Origin of the sequence: Metamycoplasma buccale, from assembly GCF_046774455.1 — a bacterium.
Lineage (GTDB): Bacteria > Bacillota_I > Bacilli_A > Mycoplasmatales > Metamycoplasmataceae > Metamycoplasma > Metamycoplasma buccale.
The window spans coordinates 48,485-68,894 of the sequence record NZ_CP177249.1; the positions used below are offsets into that span (position 1 = coordinate 48,485).

General features: G+C 23.9%; 18 protein-coding genes and 1 pseudogene. 9 read left to right on the plus strand and 10 right to left on the minus strand.

Translation table 4 applies throughout. From position 1 onward, the window contains the following. Positions 1 to 21 precede the first annotated feature (21 nt). The 5 genes from ACLFP3_RS00225 to ACLFP3_RS00245 form a co-directional block, all read right to left on the minus strand. Positions 22 to 915, minus strand: a complete 894-nt coding sequence (locus tag ACLFP3_RS00225) for a hypothetical protein (protein WP_412031594.1) — start codon at positions 913 to 915, stop codon at positions 22 to 24. A gap of 315 nt (positions 916 to 1,230) precedes the next feature. Beyond that, positions 1,231 to 2,112: a 5'-3' exonuclease gene (locus ACLFP3_RS00230; RefSeq protein WP_412031595.1), complete on the minus strand. Its 882-nt coding sequence runs from the start codon at positions 2,110 to 2,112 to the stop codon at positions 1,231 to 1,233. Beyond that, positions 2,102 to 5,095 (minus strand): DNA polymerase III subunit alpha, encoded by a 2,994-nt coding sequence (gene dnaE, locus ACLFP3_RS00235; RefSeq protein WP_412031596.1) that lies wholly within the window; start codon positions 5,093 to 5,095, stop codon positions 2,102 to 2,104. The genes ACLFP3_RS00230 and dnaE overlap by 11 nt, the downstream gene beginning before the upstream one ends. A gap of 20 nt (positions 5,096 to 5,115) precedes the next feature. Further along, positions 5,116 to 6,267 (minus strand): tRNA uracil 4-sulfurtransferase ThiI, encoded by a 1,152-nt coding sequence (gene thiI / locus ACLFP3_RS00240; protein WP_412031597.1) that lies wholly within the window; start codon positions 6,265 to 6,267, stop codon positions 5,116 to 5,118. Positions 6,268 to 6,275: 8 nt separating this feature from the next. Beyond that, the gene (locus tag ACLFP3_RS00245; protein WP_412031598.1) at positions 6,276 to 7,856 is read right to left on the minus strand and encodes a hypothetical protein; all 1,581 of its coding nucleotides are present in this window, start codon (positions 7,854 to 7,856) and stop codon (positions 6,276 to 6,278) included. A 70-nt stretch (positions 7,857 to 7,926) separates the two neighbouring features. Here ACLFP3_RS00245 and rpmG point away from each other — a divergent pair, with 70 nt between their 5' ends. The 4 genes from rpmG to ACLFP3_RS00265 all read left to right on the plus strand — a co-directional run bounded on the left by rpmG (position 7,927) and on the right by ACLFP3_RS00265 (position 10,062). Further along, positions 7,927 to 8,073 carry a 50S ribosomal protein L33 gene (gene rpmG, locus ACLFP3_RS00250; protein ID WP_412031599.1) on the plus strand — a complete coding sequence of 49 codons (147 nt, stop codon included), beginning with the start codon at positions 7,927 to 7,929 and terminating at the stop codon, positions 8,071 to 8,073. After that, positions 8,073 to 8,306: a preprotein translocase subunit SecE gene (gene secE, locus ACLFP3_RS00255; RefSeq protein ID WP_412031600.1), complete on the plus strand. Its 234-nt coding sequence runs from the start codon at positions 8,073 to 8,075 to the stop codon at positions 8,304 to 8,306. Before rpmG ends, secE begins: the two co-directional genes overlap by 1 nt. Positions 8,307 to 8,327: 21 nt before the next feature. Continuing rightward, the gene (nusG, locus tag ACLFP3_RS00260; protein WP_412031601.1) at positions 8,328 to 8,903 is read left to right on the plus strand and encodes a transcription termination/antitermination protein NusG; all 576 of its coding nucleotides are present in this window, start codon (positions 8,328 to 8,330) and stop codon (positions 8,901 to 8,903) included. Positions 8,904 to 9,036: 133 nt separating this feature from the next. After that, complete coding sequence (locus tag ACLFP3_RS00265; RefSeq protein ID WP_412031351.1) at positions 9,037 to 10,062, plus strand: IS30 family transposase; 1,026 nt, start codon at positions 9,037 to 9,039, stop codon at positions 10,060 to 10,062. 153 nt (positions 10,063 to 10,215) lie between these two features. On the opposite strand, the gene ACLFP3_RS00270 is transcribed toward ACLFP3_RS00265, so the two are convergent. Beyond that, positions 10,216 to 10,821 carry a hypothetical protein gene (locus tag ACLFP3_RS00270; RefSeq protein WP_412031602.1) on the minus strand — a complete coding sequence of 202 codons (606 nt, stop codon included), beginning with the start codon at positions 10,819 to 10,821 and terminating at the stop codon, positions 10,216 to 10,218. 3 nt (positions 10,822 to 10,824) lie between these two features. Next, entirely contained in the window at positions 10,825 to 11,454 is a 630-nt protein-coding gene (locus ACLFP3_RS00275; protein ID WP_412031603.1) for a DUF402 domain-containing protein, read from the minus strand. Between the two features lie 121 nt (positions 11,455 to 11,575). Here ACLFP3_RS00275 and trmB point away from each other — a divergent pair, with 121 nt between their 5' ends. The 5 genes from trmB (at position 11,576) to ACLFP3_RS00300 (ending at position 18,555) form a co-directional block, all read left to right on the plus strand. Further along, a complete protein-coding gene (trmB, locus tag ACLFP3_RS00280; RefSeq protein WP_412031604.1) occupies positions 11,576 to 12,187 on the plus strand; it encodes a tRNA (guanosine(46)-N7)-methyltransferase TrmB in 612 nt (203 codons plus the stop codon). Between the two features lie 82 nt (positions 12,188 to 12,269). Next, a complete protein-coding gene (gyrA, locus tag ACLFP3_RS00285; RefSeq protein WP_412031605.1) occupies positions 12,270 to 14,975 on the plus strand; it encodes a DNA gyrase subunit A in 2,706 nt (901 codons plus the stop codon). 170 nt (positions 14,976 to 15,145) lie between these two features. Beyond that, a complete protein-coding gene (locus ACLFP3_RS00290; RefSeq protein ID WP_412031606.1) occupies positions 15,146 to 16,720 on the plus strand; it encodes a hypothetical protein in 1,575 nt (524 codons plus the stop codon). After that, on the plus strand, positions 16,662 to 17,360 hold the full coding sequence (locus ACLFP3_RS00295; protein ID WP_412031607.1) for a hypothetical protein: 699 nt from the start codon (positions 16,662 to 16,664) through the stop codon (positions 17,358 to 17,360). The genes ACLFP3_RS00290 and ACLFP3_RS00295 overlap by 59 nt, the downstream gene beginning before the upstream one ends. 169 nt (positions 17,361 to 17,529) lie before the next feature. Continuing rightward, positions 17,530 to 18,555 carry an IS30 family transposase gene (locus ACLFP3_RS00300; RefSeq protein ID WP_412031351.1) on the plus strand — a complete coding sequence of 342 codons (1,026 nt, stop codon included), beginning with the start codon at positions 17,530 to 17,532 and terminating at the stop codon, positions 18,553 to 18,555. A gap of 221 nt (positions 18,556 to 18,776) precedes the next feature. On the opposite strand, the gene ACLFP3_RS00305 is transcribed toward ACLFP3_RS00300, so the two are convergent. The 3 genes and pseudogenes from ACLFP3_RS00305 to ACLFP3_RS00315 form a co-directional block, all read right to left on the minus strand. Next, complete coding sequence (locus ACLFP3_RS00305; protein ID WP_412031608.1) at positions 18,777 to 19,256, minus strand: hypothetical protein; 480 nt, start codon at positions 19,254 to 19,256, stop codon at positions 18,777 to 18,779. Positions 19,257 to 19,415: 159 nt separating this feature from the next. Beyond that, positions 19,416 to 19,703 (minus strand): annotated as a pseudogene (locus tag ACLFP3_RS00310) (lipoprotein 17-related variable surface protein); the annotation flags it as partial. Beyond that, complete coding sequence (locus tag ACLFP3_RS00315; RefSeq protein WP_412031609.1) at positions 19,667 to 20,386, minus strand: hypothetical protein; 720 nt, start codon at positions 20,384 to 20,386, stop codon at positions 19,667 to 19,669. The gene ACLFP3_RS00315 and the pseudogene ACLFP3_RS00310, both read right to left, overlap by 37 nt. Positions 20,387 to 20,410: the final 24 nt, after the last annotated feature.

The window sequence follows — 20,410 nt, forward strand, 5'->3', positions numbered from 1 at the left end:
CTAATAATATTTAACTTTATTTTAATCATCTCAATTTGTTTCGCCACATAAATTAAGAATTTTTTCACTTGTTTTTTCAATATCCTCATATTCTGATTGATAAGAAATGTTATTATTCATTTTTTTAGATAAATAAGTAGCATTTAACTCTAAATCTACTTCATCGGCTAAAAATAAATCACGCTTTGCATAATCTTGTGCAATTTTTTCAATGTAATTTACGATTATTATTTTATTAACATTGATAGAAAAATTAATAAATAAATTAATACAGTTATCATTAAATTTTATTTTTCTTAATTTTTTAATCATTAAAAGTTGTGAAGGACTAGATTCATTTCCGGTTATAAATTTAATAAAATCTTCAGACGCCATAGTTTTTATTGCATTTTTATTATTCATAACTTCAAAATTATTAAAAAACTTTGTTGCTTTAATATTTATTTTTGACAAATCAAAAACTTCATAAAATTTTTTGCTTATGTCACGCTTATTTTCTTTGTCAAAAGTAAAAATGCCCTGGTTTTTCAGTAAACTTTGATACTTTTCTTCTCCTAGTTTTTCTATTATAAAAGATGATATAAAACTATTTTTGCTTATTTCATTGGCATTTAAAGGTCTTTTTAAACTAAAAAGAATTCCATCATTATCTCAATTATATGATTTTAATAAACCAATTGCTTCTAGTTTATTTCTTGCATCTTCTATTTGATCTTTAGTAAGAAGTAAAAATTCGGTAGTTTCATCAAGGGTGTGAGTTTTTTGAATATTAATGCTTAAATTAGATAAATCATTCAAATATTGATAAAAAGAAGTAGCATTTGTTCCAATAATACAACTATAAAATAGTCTTAAATTAGTTAAATCAGTTGAAGTTATATTGTCAAGTCTTTCAACTAAATAATTATTAGACATTTTTACTCCTTTTTTGGTGTGCTAGTAATTATTTTAAGTTGTTTAGAATGCCATTTTATGGTTTTGTAGTTTTTTAAAATTCTTTTAAATAAATAAACATATTTTATTCACATATTAAAATAAAAAAATAACCCTTATAAATAGGCTATTTTTTAAAAATATTAATATTATTAACATTAAAATATTGTTAATTTTTTACGTTATAGAATTCACTTTTATGAGATTTAAAATGTATTTTTTTTAATAATTTTGTGTGATAAAACTTCTTTTTATTTCACTTTTGAAAAATATGAAATTTTTTTTAATTTTTTAATATTAATTTACCTCTAAACTATGTAAAAATTGGCTAATAAAATTTAATTCCAAATCTTCTAAAATTTCATTACCTATTTTTGTTACTGAAACATTTTGCAAACTTAATTCATTAATGTTGCTAACATTTAAGTCAAAATCTGATCTTAAAGTTGCTAAATATTTATCTCTAATGGCATGTTCTTTAAAGTCATTTAATTTATTTTGCAAAACTTTTGGTAATTCATTAATTGATTTATAAATTTCATCTAATGTACCATATTTATTTAATAACTTGCTTGCAGTTTTAGGTCCAATTCCTGGTATTCCTTTAAAATTATCGCTACTATCACCAATCATAGCTTTATAATCAATTACTTGATTAGGCATAAAATCATAATATTCATGAAAATTATTTTTTGTTAATAAAATATATTCACTATTTTTTTTCTTAATAATAGATACATTATTATCTACTAATTGATTTAAATCTTGATCTGCTGAAAAAATTAATATTTCATTATCTGGAAACATTTTTACTATTTTAGCTACCAAATCATCAGCTTCAAAACCATCTTTATATAAATTTTTAATATTGACATTGGTTAAGATATCTTGTATTAAATTTAATTGGATATAAAAATCTTGTGGAGCTTTTTGTCTTGTAGCTTTATACTCTTTAAACATTTCGTGACGAAAAGTTTTAATATGTGAGTCAAAAGCAAAAAAAACATTTTCTGGGTGATAATACTTAATTAATAAAGAAAAAGTGTTAAAAAATGCAACAATAGCATTAGTTTTAATTCCCTTACTATTTTGTAAAATTGCCCCCCCACTATACATAGTTGCATAATATGAACGATATGCTAAATAAGTACCATCAATTACTAAAATTCTATCCTTCATTAATAATTCTCCAATTTCTTAATATATATTTATCAAGTGTTTTAATAATAGTAACTTGAATTATTTTATTTTTGATTTCTAAAAGTTCCGGTTTATTTGCATAAACAAAAATAGAAATTTTATCTGTTGAGTCTTGTAAATCAACTATATAATAATCACGATTTGATGATTTTGATTTTCTTTTTATAACATTAGAACAATATAGTATTGTTAAATATTCATTACCAATATGCATATCTGCAAGTCTTGTTCCTACTTTTTCATATTGACTAGTAATAGAAAAATTGTATGAATTACCTAATAAGTCAATTTCATTTTTAGTTTCTTCTTCGGTATTTGTTTCTAAAATTTCAGTAGGTTGATAATTTTTTATATCTTCTTGATAATCAAATAATGAAGAATTTTCAGTTTTTTTGACTTTAAAAAGTAATCTAAGATCAGAGTTATCTTTATCAATTTCATTTAATAATGTTGCTTGATTAAATCCAAATGAACGTAATGCATTAGATTTTATTAATAATTCAATATTGGCAATGCCAAATGATTTAATTGACAAAAGCGATACAAACATGTGTAAAAAATTTGTGTATTTTCCAATTTTGTCACGGTTCGAAACAATTAATTTTATTGTTTCAGGACCTAAACCTTTAATCATTGTAAAAGGTAATATTATTTTATTATTGTAAACTGTTGCATTTTGCTTTGATAAATTAATGTCAGGAGATAATATTGAAATTCCCATTCTTTTTGCTTCTTCAACATATTTAAATATAGTTTCATGAGTGCCATGGGCAGATGAAATAATGGCAGTATAAAATTCTAATGGGTAATGAGCTTTTAAATAAGCCATTTGGTAAGAGGTTATTGCATAACTTACTGCATGGGATTTATTAAAACCATATTCAGCAAATTTTTCAATATTTTCATAAATTTGATTTGCCAATAAAGAACTATAACCATTTTTAATTGCGCGAGAAATAAAATTTATTTTAATTGCTTGCATTTCATCTAATTTCTTCTTTGATATTATTCTTCTTACATTGTCAGCTTCTGCAAATGTCATGTTCGCAACAACTTGGCAAATTTGCATAATTTGCTCTTGATAAATAATAATTCCATATGTATCTTTTACAACTTCATCATATTTTTCAGTAACTTGTGGAATAACTTCTAGCTTTTCTTTTCTCTTTGCATAAACATGTAAGTTTTCCATTGGTCCTGGTCTAAATAAAGAAATAATAGCAACAATGTCTTCAAATTTGTTTACTTTTACTTCTTTTAAAGTTTTAATCATTCCATAACTTTCAAGTTGGAAAACTCCAATGGTGTTGCCATTTGTTAGTAATTTAAATGTCACATGATCATCATAAGGAATTTTTGACAAATCAATTTTTATATTTCTACTTTCTTCTATTTGGGCAACTATTTCTTTAATGGTAGTTAAGGTTTTAAGACCCAAAACATCCATTTTTAGTAATCCAAATTCTTCTAAATATTCCATACTTATTTGAGTTTGTTGAATTTCGTCATCTACTTTATAAGTTGGAACTAATTCCTTTATTTTTTTAGCACCTATTACTACACCAGCAGCATGAGTCCCTGTTTGTCGATAAAATCCTTCCAATTTGCTAGTAACATTAACAATCTTATTGGCAAATTCTGAATCATTAGGATTTAATTCATTTAATTTAATAGCGAACCTTTTATTCTTTTTATATTCTTCAAGCAAACTGATATCATCATTACTAATGGTTTTAGAAACAAGATTTATTTGTATAGGCGATACATTGTATGCTCTCATTACATCTCTAATTGCACTTTTTTTACCAAGGGCAGAAAAAGTTACAATATTTGCAACATTATCAAAACCATATTTATTAACCAAATATTTTATTACTTCTTGCCTTCTATCATCTTGGACATCAGTATCAATATCTGGCATAGAAACACGTTCAGGATTTAAAAAACGTTCAAAAATTAATCCATATTTAAGTGGATCAACTTCTGTTATTCCTAAAATATAACTGACCAATGATCCCGAAGAACTACCTCTACCAGGGCCAATAGCTATATCATTGTTTTTAGCTCAATTAATTCAATCTTGAATTATTAAAAAATAATCAGCAAATTTTAATTTATTAATAATAGAAAGTTCATATTGTAATCTTTTTTCATATTCTTTAGTTCATTCTTCTTTTTTAAAAACCTTAACTAATTTTTGTTTAATCAAAGTTAATAAATATTCTTCTGATGATATATTTTTATCATTTTTAAATTTAGGCAAAATGTATTCTTGTTTCTTAAATTCAAAATAGCAATTTTTTATTAGAATATTTGTATTTTTTATTAATGTTTCTTGAAGTTCATTATTACATTCAAAATCAAATTCTAGAGGATCAAAAATATAATTATCTTTTTCTTCCTGATTTTTCATTATTCTAAGAACTTTTAAAACATCATTATCTTCAAATTCACTAATAATATTATGATTAATAATTAGCGATTTAAGAACATGGGATTTTATAAAATCTTTATTAGATTGAATACTATTAAATTGGAAAGAATAATAATAATTTTGAAATTCAAAAACTTGCTTAGTTAAAGCATAAAATCCATATAAAGGATGTTCAATAATATAAATATTTTTAAAGAGAATTATTTCTGATAAAGTTTGACTTTTTCCACTTAGTGACTGATAAGAAATTTCTGATAATTCATCGAAACCTTTTTTATTTACTGGCAAAAGAATATAGCGAAACAATTTTTGATCGACCATTAAATCAATATCAAGACCAAATATTGGTTTAATATTATTTTCACTACATTTTTGAATAAATAAAGGCATACTAAAAAAATTAGTATGCTCGGTTATACATAAATATTCCATTCCATTTTCTTTAGCTTTTTTTATTGCTTCATTAGCTTGAATGCAGCTTTCCAAGAAAGAAAAAGTAGTATTTAAATGACCATTAATTAATTTCATATATCTAATATTATATTTATTTATAAATTAATAATTTTATATTCTTTGATAACCACTTCATCAACTATTTCGTTTTCTAAATTATAAAGATCACTTAATTCTTCTTCTAATTTCTTGGCTTCTTTTCTAGAAGGTTTAGTAACTGGATTTTTGGGAGCAAAAAGTTCACAAGTTTCACATGCCTTTTCAATTGAAAGTGAAAATGTCCCAATCGTTTGTGCTATTTTTATTGTTTCATTTTTGTCAAATGAAATTAATGGCCTAAAAACTGGTAAATCAGTAACTTCTCCAATTGTATAAAGTGATTCAAGAGTTTGTGAAGCGACTTGCGCTAAACTTTCACCTGTTGAAAGAGCAAAAATTTTAAACTTATTGGCTAGTTTTGTTGCAATACGATAAAAACTTCTTCTCATTAATGTTATTTTATATTTTTGGTTACTTACAAGACCAATGTAATTCATAATTTTTGTGTAATTTATTTGATAAAGCGTTGCATTCATTTGATATTTGGTAATGCTTTCAATTATCTTATCAACTTTATCAGTAGTTTTTTTGTCAGTATGTGGAGGCGTTATAAAATTAATAAATGAAACTTTTAACCCTCTCTTTTGCATAAGATAAGCAGCAACGGGTGAATCTATACCTCCACTTATTAAGTGTAAAACTTTTCCAGAGGATGCCATTGGCATTCCTCCTAATGCAAAAATGTAATCAGTAAAAACATATGTTTTTTTGTCTCTAATTTCAACATAAATTTTTAAATCTGGGTTTTTTAAATCAACTTTTTTGTTAGGAAAAGATTCTAAAACAGCATCACCAAAAAAAATATTTAATTCATTGGAATTCATTGAAAAATTTTTATTGTGTCTTCTTGAATCAATAGCAAAACTTGAAAAATTTTTATTATTAGCAATATCAATTACTTTGCTTTTAATAGTTTCTAAATTATTTTCAAGTTCATAAGCACATGAATAAGAAGAAATACCAAATACATATTTCAAACTATCTAAATTTTTTGCTGAATAATCAATAAAAGCACGATCATATTCCATTTTTATTTCATTCTTTGGAATACGTAACATTAAATCTTCTTTTAAAAAATTAATAAAGTCTTTTTTATTTTCGCCCTTTAATGTTAATTCACCATATCTTATTAATATTTTTGAATACATATTTCTCCTTAGTTTATTTCTTTATGAATATATTTATTTAACATTTCAATTATTTCAACATATTTTTCAAGATTAGACATTTTCTCTATTTCAAAATATAATTTTTTGATTTCCTCTTGCGAAGAAACAAAAGGACTAATTTTTTTTATTACTGCCTCTGTTAGTTCTAAACCTTTTAATTTAATATAAGTAGAACTAATAAAAACAATAAATAAATGTTTTGCAATATCTAAATTTGTAAAAAAACTAACATCAATTGTTGACTTATTATTCAAATAACTTATTTTATCATTTAGTTGATTAATAACAGCTTTTTCTTCATCTAATAAAGTTATTCTTGATTCCATCAAATTAGTATAAATAGTTATTCAGCTTTCTTTTAATTTTAAAAAGGTTTTTTGTGAAGAATATTCTTCTTCATTAATTGGTTTATTTATTGACATTTCAACTAGTGAAATTTTTTTAGCATTTTCTAAAGTAGTAAGCAGCTTTTGTGTATAAGTTTCTTTTAGATTATTTATATTTAAAATATCTTTATTTAAACCTTGCAAGTTATTGTTAAATTTTAAAAAAAGAGGTTGCAAAATAGAGAATTTATTTGTCAATCAAATTCTAGAATTATTCTCAATTAAGTATTCACTTTTTAATTTATAAGCAATGTTATAAATGATTGAAATTTTTTCCCTAAAAATTGAATCTTTTTCAATGAAATTCAAAGATAATAATTCTTCTCGATATTCTTTTATTTTTTTTAAAATTCACTTTATTTTAAGAAGAAATTTAGATTCTATGTCATTAATGTTTTGTTTAGTATCAAGATCTTTAATAATTGAATTTAATAAATCTAGAATTATAAAATTTATAATTTGAAAATATTCAATACCACGAGAATAAATTAATGAGTATTCAAGAGAATAAGTTTCTAATAAATTCAATTTTTGATTAATAATTTTTTGTTCTCTAGACAAGTACAAATCATTATTAAAATATGTTGATAGTTTTTCAATATTATTTTCTATAATGTTTAATCTTTTTGAAAAAAAGTTGCTTCCTATTTTAAAACTATTATTTTTCTTTAAGTTTTGTATTTTTTTTATACACAAAAATATGAAATCTAATTTGTTCAAAATATTTGAAATATAAATGGTTTCATTTTTAGAAATATTTTCGATTATATTGACATTAATTTTTAATAGTTGAAAAATTTTTTCAATATTTCTTAAATTCTTTTTTGCTTTAATTATGCATTTAATTTCCATTAAAAAATGTTGTCTCTCATGAATGCTTAAAATACTAAAAATACTATTAGAAATATCTTTTATTTTTTTGGCAAGTTGCTCAAATTCTAATATTTTTTTTGCTATTTTAGATTCAATATTTTTATAATAATTGTTTTTAGAAAATTCATTAAATTTATCATTCCATATATTTATATTGACTTTATAATTAGATATTTCTAGATCAATTTTTCTTAATTTTTCTCTGATTTTTTTTAAAGATTTTTTAACTAAGTATCAATAAAGTAAAACTAGATAAATTATCAATACAATAATAAAAATTAATAACAAAGAAAGTCCTAATTTTGACATATTTAGTATTATAAAATAAATAAAATTTATATTTATTAATAAAAATTAAAACTTTAATATAATAATATTCATGAAAAGCAAAAAGAAAATAACATTAGCTTGTAGTGAGTGTAAAAATAAAAATTATACAGTTAATAAAAGTATTGAATCTCGCTTAGAAATTCAAAAATTTTGTAAAAATTGTAATGCTAAAACTTTACATAAGGAAGAAAAATAATGGAAAAAGATACAAATTTCAATGTTAAAGAAAGTAATGAAAAAAAAGAAATTAAAGAATCTACAATCAAAAATTTTGTAAAAGAAGTTAAACGTATTAAATGACCTAAGAGTTCAAAAACTTGAAGATGATTTGGTATAACAATTGCTTTTTTAGTTGGATTTGCAATTTTTTGCTTTTTAGTAACTTTTGCATTTACTAGTTTATGAAATAGTATAGGAATCAAATCTTAATTGCTATTTTAAGGAGATTTTATGAATTATTTTAAATGATACATGATATCAACAATTTCTGGAAAAGAAGATAATGTTGTTGAAGCTTTAAAAAATAAAATAGTCGCTGAAAAAAAACAAGAATTTTTTAATGATATAAGAATTTTCAAAATGCCTCACCTTTCAAATAAAGAATTAGAAAAAAAGACCAAAGGTGAAGAATATGTAGTTAAAGAAATAAATATTTATAAAGGCTACATCTTTATTAATATGATTATGACTGATGAAGCTTGATATTTAGTTCGTAATACACAATATGTTACTGGTTTAATTGGTTCTAGTGGAAGAGGGGCTAAACCAACACCAATCAGTGAAAAATATTTCCAAAAAATGGTTGATAAAGAAATTATGTTAAGAGAAAAATTTGAAAGTGGGGATATTGAAACCGCTTTTAAAGAAGGAACAATTGTTAAAGTATTAAGTGGTCCATATCGAGAAGAAACTGGCGAAATCATTAAAAATAATGATGTTACTCAAAAAGCATTTGTTAACATTGAACAATTTGGTAGAAAAGTTCCAGTGGAATTTTCATATAAAGACTTAGAAATTTGTGGATAAATTTGGTGTTAAGCCAAATGCTACATTGTAATATAAAGTGCAACACTATGAAATAATTTTTATAGGTTGCATTTTTTATATTAAAGTAAATAAAAAAAGAGCAACCTAAATAAAGTGCTTCAAGAGGTTACTCATGATTAATTATAATCACTTAAATTACAAAAATAGAATTATTATTCAAGAATATTTAAATAAAGGTTTTTCTATTAGAAAAATAGCCAAACAAATAAATAAATCACCATCAACAATATCTCGCGAAATAAAACGCAATTTTGATAATGATAAATTAATTTACAATCCAGAAATAGCTAATCAAAAGTCTATTCTCAGAAGTAAACATAGATCTTATTTTTGATATTTTTTAGTAAGAGATAGATATGAAGAATTTATCGATCAATTTGCAGCATTATATGATGGTAAACTTTGAACGGTTGAATCAACTTATTTTTTTATAAAAAATAATATGAGTGTAAATGAATTTGAAATACCATGTTTAAAAACTATTTTTAATTGAATAAACTCTGGTAAATGAGTTTTTAGTAGAAAAGATTTATTAAGAAAAAATTACACAAAAGGAGGAAAACGTTCAAAAACTAATGTTATTGATCGCCTTGTTGGAGCAAGATATATAAAACCAATATGAGCAAGACCAAAAGAAATAAATAATCGATTAGAATTTGGGCATTGAGAGCTTGACTTAGTTTGTGGCAAAAATGTTAGAGGTGCTAATCATATAATCACATTAGTAGAAAGAAAAACAAGGTTTTGTTATGTGGCAGTTATGAAAGGTAAGCATCCTGATAATCTTAATAGAATTTTAAATAATTTAATTGCAAATAATAATATCCCAGTAAAATCGATTACTACAGATAATGGTTTTGAATTTAGAAAAATTGGTTTACTAGCTTACAAATTAAATATATTTGTATATTTTACTGATAAATATGCTTCATGACAAAAAGGAAGTAATGAAAATTGAAATGGTATTTTTAGAAGAATTTTTGCTAAAGGCACTAATTTTAATGAAATTGATATTAATGAAATTCAAATTGCCACAGAAAGAATTAATTTTAAACGTAGAAAAATTTTTAATTGAAAATCCTCATATGCTTTATACGAAAAAGAATTAATAGAAGAATATAACAAAATATTTGCTTAATAAACTAATTTCAAATATACTCAAACACTAATATTTAGTGTATTTTTGTTTTTTAACTTTTGAAAAATATAAAATAAAACATGAAGCACATAGGTGTTGCACTTCATGTTACTTTCTAGCATTTGGTGTTAAGCCAAATTTTTATTTATCATTTTAACTTTCCATATTTGTATTTGAATCATTATAATATGCAAATTCATCATTTAAAGGACTTTTATTCATATCACTTTTCGGTAAATTTTCATTATTCTCATTATCGGTATTGATTTGTTTATCATTAATTACCACTTTGCGTAATATTATAATTTGATGAATAAAAAAATATATATGAAATAGTGTTGCTAGATGCATAGTTGCAATAGTTAAATAATAAAAAATTTGGAAATTTTTTGATGACTGAGAAATATTAATTAACTTTTGAGTTATACATAAAAATATAAATGAATATATTTCCAAAATGAAAGCAGGAATTCAAAATATTCTTGTAACTTTTAATTCTCTTAGTTTTCAAGTATTTTTAGCAAGAACTAATGAAAATATAAAAGAAGAAAGTATAAAGGATAAAGGAAGAAAATTATTGAAAAAGGGAAATATATAGTTAAAATTTGTATTAAATTTATATTTAGTAATGAATATACTAAAATTTATAAATGGATAAATATTTGAGAAAATATTGAAAATTTCAATTAGAATAAAAACTACCAATGCAACAATAGCCATTCTAAATAATTCTTTATTCTTTTTTATCTTATTTTTCATACTTTAAATATCTCCTGATTTTTTCAATAATTTAACAAAAGAATCAACCATTTTTTTAGAAAAAACTCCATTTTTAGTTTTAAATTGTTCATATAAATAATCTAATTCATCATAAACTCTATATATTAATTCAAGTGGATATTTATAACTAATTATTGAGTTTTTAAAATCACTTCAATCAATTACACTAAATTCTTGATTTAAATAACTTTTTATGTCAATATCAAAATCAATATATTTTAAAATTCCATTATCAATATAAAAGGGACTAGCCAAGTTAATATAAATGTAATTATCCTTTTTTTTATTTAAAGTAATACTTGCATTATAAAAATGATTTTTTGCAAAGAAAAATAAAATAGGTTCTGTTACAACTCAGCTAATTGTTTTTTCCATTACTTTTGTTTTTAACAATAAAAGAACTACAAAGTCTTTTAAATTAGCAATTATTTTTGCTCCTTCATATTGTCGATAAAGTGTTCCATCATATTTAAATGCTTGGATGCTTGTTAATTGCCCCATATCAAATAAATGTCTTGAAGATTTGCTTATGATTTTTGAATTATTATCAATACCATTCATTAAATCTTCAAAACTCTTAATGGAGTTATCTTTAATGTGCTCTTCTGACATATAATGTCCAACCTTATTCTATTTTAGTTAAAACAAAAAACAAAGACTAATTACCTTTATTCTACTTTAATTATAAACATAGTAAAAATTGTTTTATTAAATAAGTTAAAATTGATACATAATGAGATTAAGATTCAATAAAAATGCAACTGAAATAATAAAAAATAGTGAATTTTCAATTAAGTCTTTTCCCTACACTTTAAATGAAGAGACAATTTTAGAAATTGGCATGGGCAAAGGAAAAATGCTAAGTGAAATGGCCAAACAACATCCAGAACTTAACTATATAGGTATTGAAAAATATTCTACTCCTGCATTAAGTGCTTTAAAAAAGATAAATGCTTTAGAAATTAAAAATATGAAAATTTTAATAGGAGAGGCAAACAATATTCTTGAATATTTTAATGGAAAATGTAAAGTTATATGATTAACATTTTCTGATCCTTGACCAAAAAAACGTCATTATAAAAGAAGATTAACTTATAAAACTTTTTTAGAAATATATAAAAAAATATTGACTGAAAATGGAGTGATATATTTTAAAAGTGACAATGATTCACTTTACGAATTTACATTAGAACAATTGTTAGAAATTAATGCAAATATTATTTACAAGACTAATGATTTACATGCTTCAAATTATTTAGAAGAAAATTTTTTCACCGATTATGAAGAAAAATTCAAAAATATAGGGAAAAAAATAAATTTTATTGCTTTCAACTTTAACAAATAGCGGAACCTTTTTACTAGTTAAATTGAGGTTATTTTTGGTATAATTAAAAATTATTAATTAAGGTAAATTAAAAGGGAATGCTATGCTAGAAGATGACGAAAAAAGAAAATTAGATAATGATGAACAAGATGATGATAGTAAATATTATGACTATGACGATACAATAAAAAAAGTTTTTGAAGAACCAGTTGAAATTGAAGATGATGATGAAGAAGATATCCCACAAAATAAAGAAGGATATCAACTACAAAGTCAAATATTAGAAACTGAAACTAACGGATTAAAACCTGCTAACTTAGCTAAGGTTATGAAGTCTTCTTTTATTGAATATGCAATGAGCGTTATTGTTGCTAGAGCATTACCTGATGCTCGTGATGGTCTTAAACCTGTTCATAGAAGAATTTTATATGGCATGAATGAACTTGGCATGTTCCATACCGCTCCACATAAAAAATCAGCAAGAATTGTTGGGGATGTTTTAGGTAAATACCACCCACATGGCGATAGTAGTGTTTATGAAGCTATGGTTAGAATGGCACAAGATTTTTCATTACGTTACCCACTTATCGATGGACATGGAAACTTCGGTAGTATTGATGGTGATGAAGCTGCTGCTATGCGTTATACTGAAGCAAGAATGAGCAAAATTGCTGGTTCAATGGTTGATGGCATCAAAAAAAATACTGTTGATTTTATCGATAACTATGATGGAACTGAAAAAGAACCCACAGTACTTCCAGCTAAATTTCCTAACTTGTTAGTTTCTGGTACAAGCGGAATTGCCGTTGGAATGGCAACTAATATTCCTCCTCATAATTTAGGTGAAGTAATAGATGCTGTTTGTGCTCTTGCAAAAAATCCAGATATTACTATTCCTGAACTTATGGAAATCGTTTTAGCACCAGATTTTCCTACTGGTGGCATTCTTTTTAATAAAGCCGGATTAATAGAAGCTTATCAAACTGGTAGAGGATCAATTACAATGAGATCTAAAGCTTACATCCAAGAGCTATCAAATGGTAAAAGTAAAATAATTATTACCGAAATTCCATATGAAGTTAAAAAAACTGAAATTATGGAAAAAATTGCTGAGCATATAAAAAATAAAAAAATTGAAGGTATTAGTGATTTTCGCGATGAATCAAACCGTGAAGGAATTAGAATCACAATTGATATTAAAAAATCTTATGTTCCTGAAGTAATTTTAAATCAGTTATATAAATTAACCAGATTACAAACCAACTTCTCATTTAATATGATTGCTTTAGTAAAAAATGAACCAAGATTACTTAATCTAAAAGATTGCTTGAGAGTTTATTTAGATCATCAAATAGAAGTAACCACTCGAAGACTTCAATTTGACTTAGAGAAAGATTTAGCTAGAGCACACATTTTAGAAGGACTTAAAATTTGTGTTGAAAATATTGATCGAGTAATTGAAATTATTAAACATTCAAAAACAGATATAGATGCTCAAAATGGTTTAAGAGAAGCTTTCAATTTAAGTGAAGTACAAGCAAAAGCAATTGTTGACATGCGTCTTGGTAGACTAACTGGTTTAGCAATTGAAAAAATGGTCGAAGAGTTAAATCAAGTAAATGAAAGAATTGCTGAATATAGAAAAATTCTTGGAAGTTATGATTTATTAATTGAATTAATTATTAAAGAATTGCAAGAAGTTAAAGAATCATATGGTGATAAAAGAAGAACTATCATTAATTGAGATGAAATGGGTGATATTGATAATGAAGACCTTATCCCACAAAAAGATGTTGTTATCACTGTAAGTTCAAATAATTATGTAAAAAGAATTGATTTAAATGAATATCGTGAACAAAAACGTGGTGGTGTAGGTTCGTCTGTCGCTAAAACATATGAAGATGATGACATTCGTGATATTTTAGTCGCTAATACTCATACTGATTTATTAATATTTACTAACCAAGCTAGAGTTTATCGAGTAAGATGCTATGAAATTCCTGCAGGCACAAAACAATCAAAAGGAACACCAATAATTAATGTTGTTTCCTCAATGAAAAAAGAAGAGAAAGTAGTAAAAATTCTCTCAGTTCGTACATATGAAGAAAACGAATTTTTAGTAACAGTTTCTAAATTTGGATTAATTAAGAAAACAAGACTTGTTGAATATGAAAGAATTAATCGTAATGGAAAATTTGCTCTTTCTTTAGGAGAAAATGATGAATTAATAGATGTATTAATTGTTAATGATTCATTAGAAATTTTTATTTCAAGTTCTAATTCACATGTTAATCGCTTTAATATTTCTGAAGTAAGGTCATCAGGAAGAACTGCAATGGGTGTTGGTGGAATTAGACAAAATGAAGGCGATAGAGTAGTTAGTGTTTCTAGTTCTGATGATGGTAAATATATTTTTAGTTTAGGTGCTAAGGGATATGGAAAAATGTCCTTAGCAGATTCATATAGAAAAACAAAGAGAAATGCTAGAGGAGTTGTCGCTTTAAATAGTGATAAGGCAGGTGAACTTATTTATGCTGCTACTGTTCATGGTGTTGAAGATTTAATTATCATGACTAAAGATGGTATGGCAATAAGATTTTCTTTAAAAGATGTTGCAGTTGTAGGAAGAAATTCTAAAGGAGTTAAATTGATTAATTTAAAAGGTAGAAATGATGCAATTGTTGGAGTTGCAAAAATCTATGATGAAAGTGAAACTGTTGTCGATAGAGAAATGACTAAAGATGAAATTGAAGCAACAACAGAAATTGATGTAGACAATGATTTAGATTCCGAAGAAATTGATGAATAAGCTTTAAAATAAGTTATTTTTTCAGTAATTAAATAAAAATAAGAAAAATTTTTATTAAAATTTTATTATGTTTTTACAAAAAACAAAAAATACAATTAGAGAAATAAGAAGCTTAATAAAAGTGGTTTTTTAATAACCACTTTTATTTTTTTAAAAAAAGGAAAGAAAAAATGAAAAGAACAAAAAAATTATGATTAGCAACTTCATCATTAAGTATATTAACAATAGCTATGCCTATACTTGCTATATCATGTAAAAAACCAGAGGATAAGCCAACACCAAATCCAAAACCTAATCCTGGTAAACCAGAAACAAAATCAGAAATCGATAAATGAACTGAAGGATTAACAAATGCTATTAGCATTATTGAAGGAAAAAGAGATGCATTTTATAAAGCTATAAAAGAAGGAAATGACTTTTATTTTGATTATAAAACTCGTAAAATTGTTGCTGTAGAAAAAAATAAAAGACCTAACTGAAAAGATCAAAACAGTCTTAACTATGTATTAGAACTAAAAGGAGTTGAATTTAAAAATTACTATCAAATAGTAAATCCTGATAACCCAACATATGAAAAAGATAAAAACGGTACAAAAATCACCGAACTTTCTTCACTGCTTAAAGTAGAAAAAGATGCTGAAGGAAATATTATTTTTTCATATAGAGGAGCAATTCATAATACTAAAAAAGGACATACAGTTTCTAAAAATATTGCTACTTCTAATTTAGGTAAAATGATTTCAGAAGAAAACATTAAAAAACTAGATGATCTTATTAAAAAACAAAGTGAAGTTCAATTTAACTATCCTAATATATCAGATACTTATTTAAAAGATGTTGATGTTGAAAAAGTAATAAAAAATGTTCCAGAAGGATATGAACTTTCAAAATTTAAAGCAATAAAAAATGAAGAAATTAATGAACTAACCATTATTTATAAATTAAAACTAAAAAATAGTGATATAGAATCACCTAAAAATGTTGAATATTGTTTAAAAGGTTGAAAGAAAACTAATGAAATGCTTGAAAAAGAAAAAGAGGCTATTAAAAATTTAGAAACCGAACTTAATAAATGTGTAGCAAAATTTCTTGATGAAAAAGCTTATCAAAATGTTTTAAAAACTAACAGTATTAATAATTATGACGGTAAACCTAATTTTGTGGTAGAAGGTTACAATAAAGATCTTTACAATTTATCGCTAAATGATCTTAAAATTAAAGATAATGGCGCTAAAAAAGAAGTAACTTTAAAAGTAACATTGACTGCTAAAAATAATGAAGACATTAAAAATAGCAAAGAAATTATAGTAAGTTCTGAATATAAAAAAGGATTAAACCCACATAATTTAACTGAAGAAAAACAAAAAGAATATCTTCAAGGAGTTTTAGACAAAAGTATACTATACCCTTATTATTCTAAAGACAAAACTTATATTGAAAGAATGAAACTTTCACAATTAACTAATAAATCATATTGAGTTGATAATATTGATTATAACTTAGTTTATTCATTTGATGGTCTTAATAAAGTTGAAGATGGTTTTACCACTAATCTAACAGTAAAATTTGCTAATTGAGATGAAAGCCCTAAAGTTACAAAAACAATTAAAATTAATTTTGATAAATTAGGAATTAATATTTTAAATGAAATGAGAAATAAAAAAGGGCAACCACCATTAGAAGATATTGAAGCTCCAAGTCCTACTTTACCCGAATATAAGCCACATTGATTTAAAAGATTTTAAAAACACTGAAACTGATGATTATCAAGGTAATAATTCACTTTATTATAACTTTCTTACTGAAATAGCAAAAAAAGGTATTGAAGCATATGATGCAGACTTTTTAAGTAAATTAATTGAAAATAAAATTACTTTTCCATTAGTACAAAACTTTAGTCATGATAAAGATTACAAATTAGATAGTAAATTATATTTTTATTCAAGTGTAAAAAACTATTTTAGTGATAGTCAAAATGTCTTTATATTTGATTCTTTTAAAAAAGAAAATGGTAAATATACTATAAAAGTCACTCTTATTAGTCTTCAAGATTTTGTAAGTAAAAACTTTGAAAAAGCTGTATCTAAAAGAATTACCGTTAATACAAATCAAGTAGCTGAAGAATTTATTGAAAGAAAACTATTTGGCGAATCTCTAAAATCATTAAAATTACAATTTAAATATAAAGGCGATAAGTCTAATACTAAAGCCAGTGAGGCTAAAATTGAAGATTTTATTTGTTCTAATCTGCCATCTAGTTATGAAATAGAAATTAAAAAATATAAAAGTGAAAATAGAAAATTTGTTATTAAATACAAAATTAAAAAAGACGGTAAAGAAACAAATTGATTGACCAAAACATTTAATGGCTTTAAAACAGAGTAATAAATTTTTTATAACTTAGATATATAAAAAACAACATTAGTTTTAATGCTGTTTTGCTACATTGTAATATAAAGTGCAACACTATGAAATAATTTTTATAGGTTGCATTTTTTATATTAAAGTAAATAAAAAAAGAGCAACCTAAATAAAGTGCTTCAAGAGGTTACTCATGATTAATTATAATCACTTAAATTACAAAAATAGAATTATTATTCAAGAATATTTAAATAAAGGTTTTTCTATTAGAAAAATAGCCAAACAAATAAATAAATCACCATCAACAATATCTCGCGAAATAAAACGCAATTTTGATAATGATAAATTAATTTACAATCCAGAAATAGCTAATCAAAAGTCTATTCTCAGAAGTAAACATAGATCTTATTTTTGATATTTTTTAGTAAGAGATAGATATGAAGAATTTATCGATCAATTTGCAGCATTATATGATGGTAAACTTTGAACGGTTGAATCAACTTATTTTTTTATAAAAAATAATATGAGTGTAAATGAATTTGAAATACCATGTTTAAAAACTATTTTTAATTGAATAAACTCTGGTAAATGAGTTTTTAGTAGAAAAGATTTATTAAGAAAAAATTACACAAAAGGAGGAAAACGTTCAAAAACTAATGTTATTGATCGCCTTGTTGGAGCAAGATATATAAAACCAATATGAGCAAGACCAAAAGAAATAAATAATCGATTAGAATTTGGGCATTGAGAGCTTGACTTAGTTTGTGGCAAAAATGTTAGAGGTGCTAATCATATAATCACATTAGTAGAAAGAAAAACAAGGTTTTGTTATGTGGCAGTTATGAAAGGTAAGCATCCTGATAATCTTAATAGAATTTTAAATAATTTAATTGCAAATAATAATATCCCAGTAAAATCGATTACTACAGATAATGGTTTTGAATTTAGAAAAATTGGTTTACTAGCTTACAAATTAAATATATTTGTATATTTTACTGATAAATATGCTTCATGACAAAAAGGAAGTAATGAAAATTGAAATGGTATTTTTAGAAGAATTTTTGCTAAAGGCACTAATTTTAATGAAATTGATATTAATGAAATTCAAATTGCCACAGAAAGAATTAATTTTAAACGTAGAAAAATTTTTAATTGAAAATCCTCATATGCTTTATACGAAAAAGAATTAATAGAAGAATATAACAAAATATTTGCTTAATAAACTAATTTCAAATATACTCAAACACTAATATTTAGTGTATTTTTGTTTTTTAACTTTTGAAAAATATAAAATAAAACATGAAGCACATAGGTGTTGCACTTCATGTTACTTTCTAGCAAAACAACATTAGTTTTAATGCTGTTTTTTCTTTAATTATTATTTCACTCATGATATTTACATATTATTAATTAAAGCACTAAACTTATAAGCTAGAATTTCTATATACGTTCACTTGTATATCCTTCCAAATGTTTATTTATTTTTTCTTTAAGATATTCAGAATTATTACTTATAAACGATTTTAAATTATTTATAAAATCTTTTCAACTAACCTTATTATTTGTGCAAAGAAAAAGTGCAATATTTTTTCATCATCTTTCTATTGCGTTAGTTAATTTGATTTTGTATGAATGATGAATGTTATCAAATGTAATAGAAGTACAACTTTCTGCAATAAGCTCTTGTACTATCCTTATAGTATCACTACTAAATGAATAGTCATTAATTTTATCTAAATATGTATCTGCATTTGAAGATAAAGTATGTAAATCAATGGCAAATTTTAATATTTCATTGTATTTTGTTAAATCAATATTAAAAGTGTGATTATTATCATATTTATAATTACCATTACGTTCTCTAGAAACTATAATATTCCCAGTGTACCCAAAAGTAAGATTGTAGTTATTACTTTCCACAGTTGAATATTCAATTTTGTATTTTGTGCTTATTTGAGATAAATCAAAAATCTTGTCAATTTCATGATTTTTGATTCATTCTTTAAGAATAGTACCATCGTTTTTCCATAGAGTTTCTTTTACTCTAAATTTTAAAGTAAGAAGATCTTTATTAAAACCATTAATTTCAAGATAAATTGTTTTAGTTAAATCTGTATATTTTTTATGTTTAATTAAAACTTCTACTTTTAATTTTCCTTCTTTATCATTAGGATTTAATCATGAATCATATTTAATATCGAAATCAGAAGAAGTTTTATTTAATTGTAATTCATTAGATTTAACTTCTGATGCAAGTTTGTTTTTATTATTTGCATTTAATTGTAAAGTTGTTGCAAATGAATCTAGTGATTGTTTTGCTGTCTCTTTTTCTAGTAATTCTTGTTTTTTTCTCTCGCTTTTGCTAATTCATCTTTTGCTTTAGTAATTTTGTCAGTTAATTTTTGTTTTTCAACATCTAGTTTTGAACTACTTTCTGTTTCTTTTTTTAGTTTTTCTGCGTTTATTAACAAATCTTCTAATTTTTTAATATCTGCTTCTAATGAATCTAAAGTAGCATGATTTTCTTTTACTTTATTAATTGCATTATCTAAATCAGTAAGCATTTTTTCTACTTCTTGTTTTATTCTAGCAATACGCTCTGCTTCAGTTTTAGCATCTTCAAGTGCTTTAGTAACATTTGATTTTAAAGTATTTAACTGACTTAATATATTATCTACTTCATTTGTTTTAGATGAATAATGCTTTTCTTGGGTTAGAGTTTTAGCTTTGTTAGATTTTGTAATAACTTCTTCTATATTATTAAGAGTCTCCTCTAATTTAGAACTTTCTTTAGAAGTAATAGCATCATTTGCTTTAATTTTAGTGGTGTTTAATAAGTTTTGAACTTCATTAACTTTATTTTCTACTAATTGTTTGTTAGTTTGTTGAGAACTTCTTAATCTAGCAAGTGTGCTATTGGCAGTATCTGTTACTAATTTTAATTCATTTAATTTATCTTTAATACTTTTATATTTATTAGTTAATTCATTTTTTTGAACATTTGAATGTTTAGTATTTGCGTCATTAATTGCAGATTGTAATAATGGCAATTTAATTTCAGACTCATCAATATT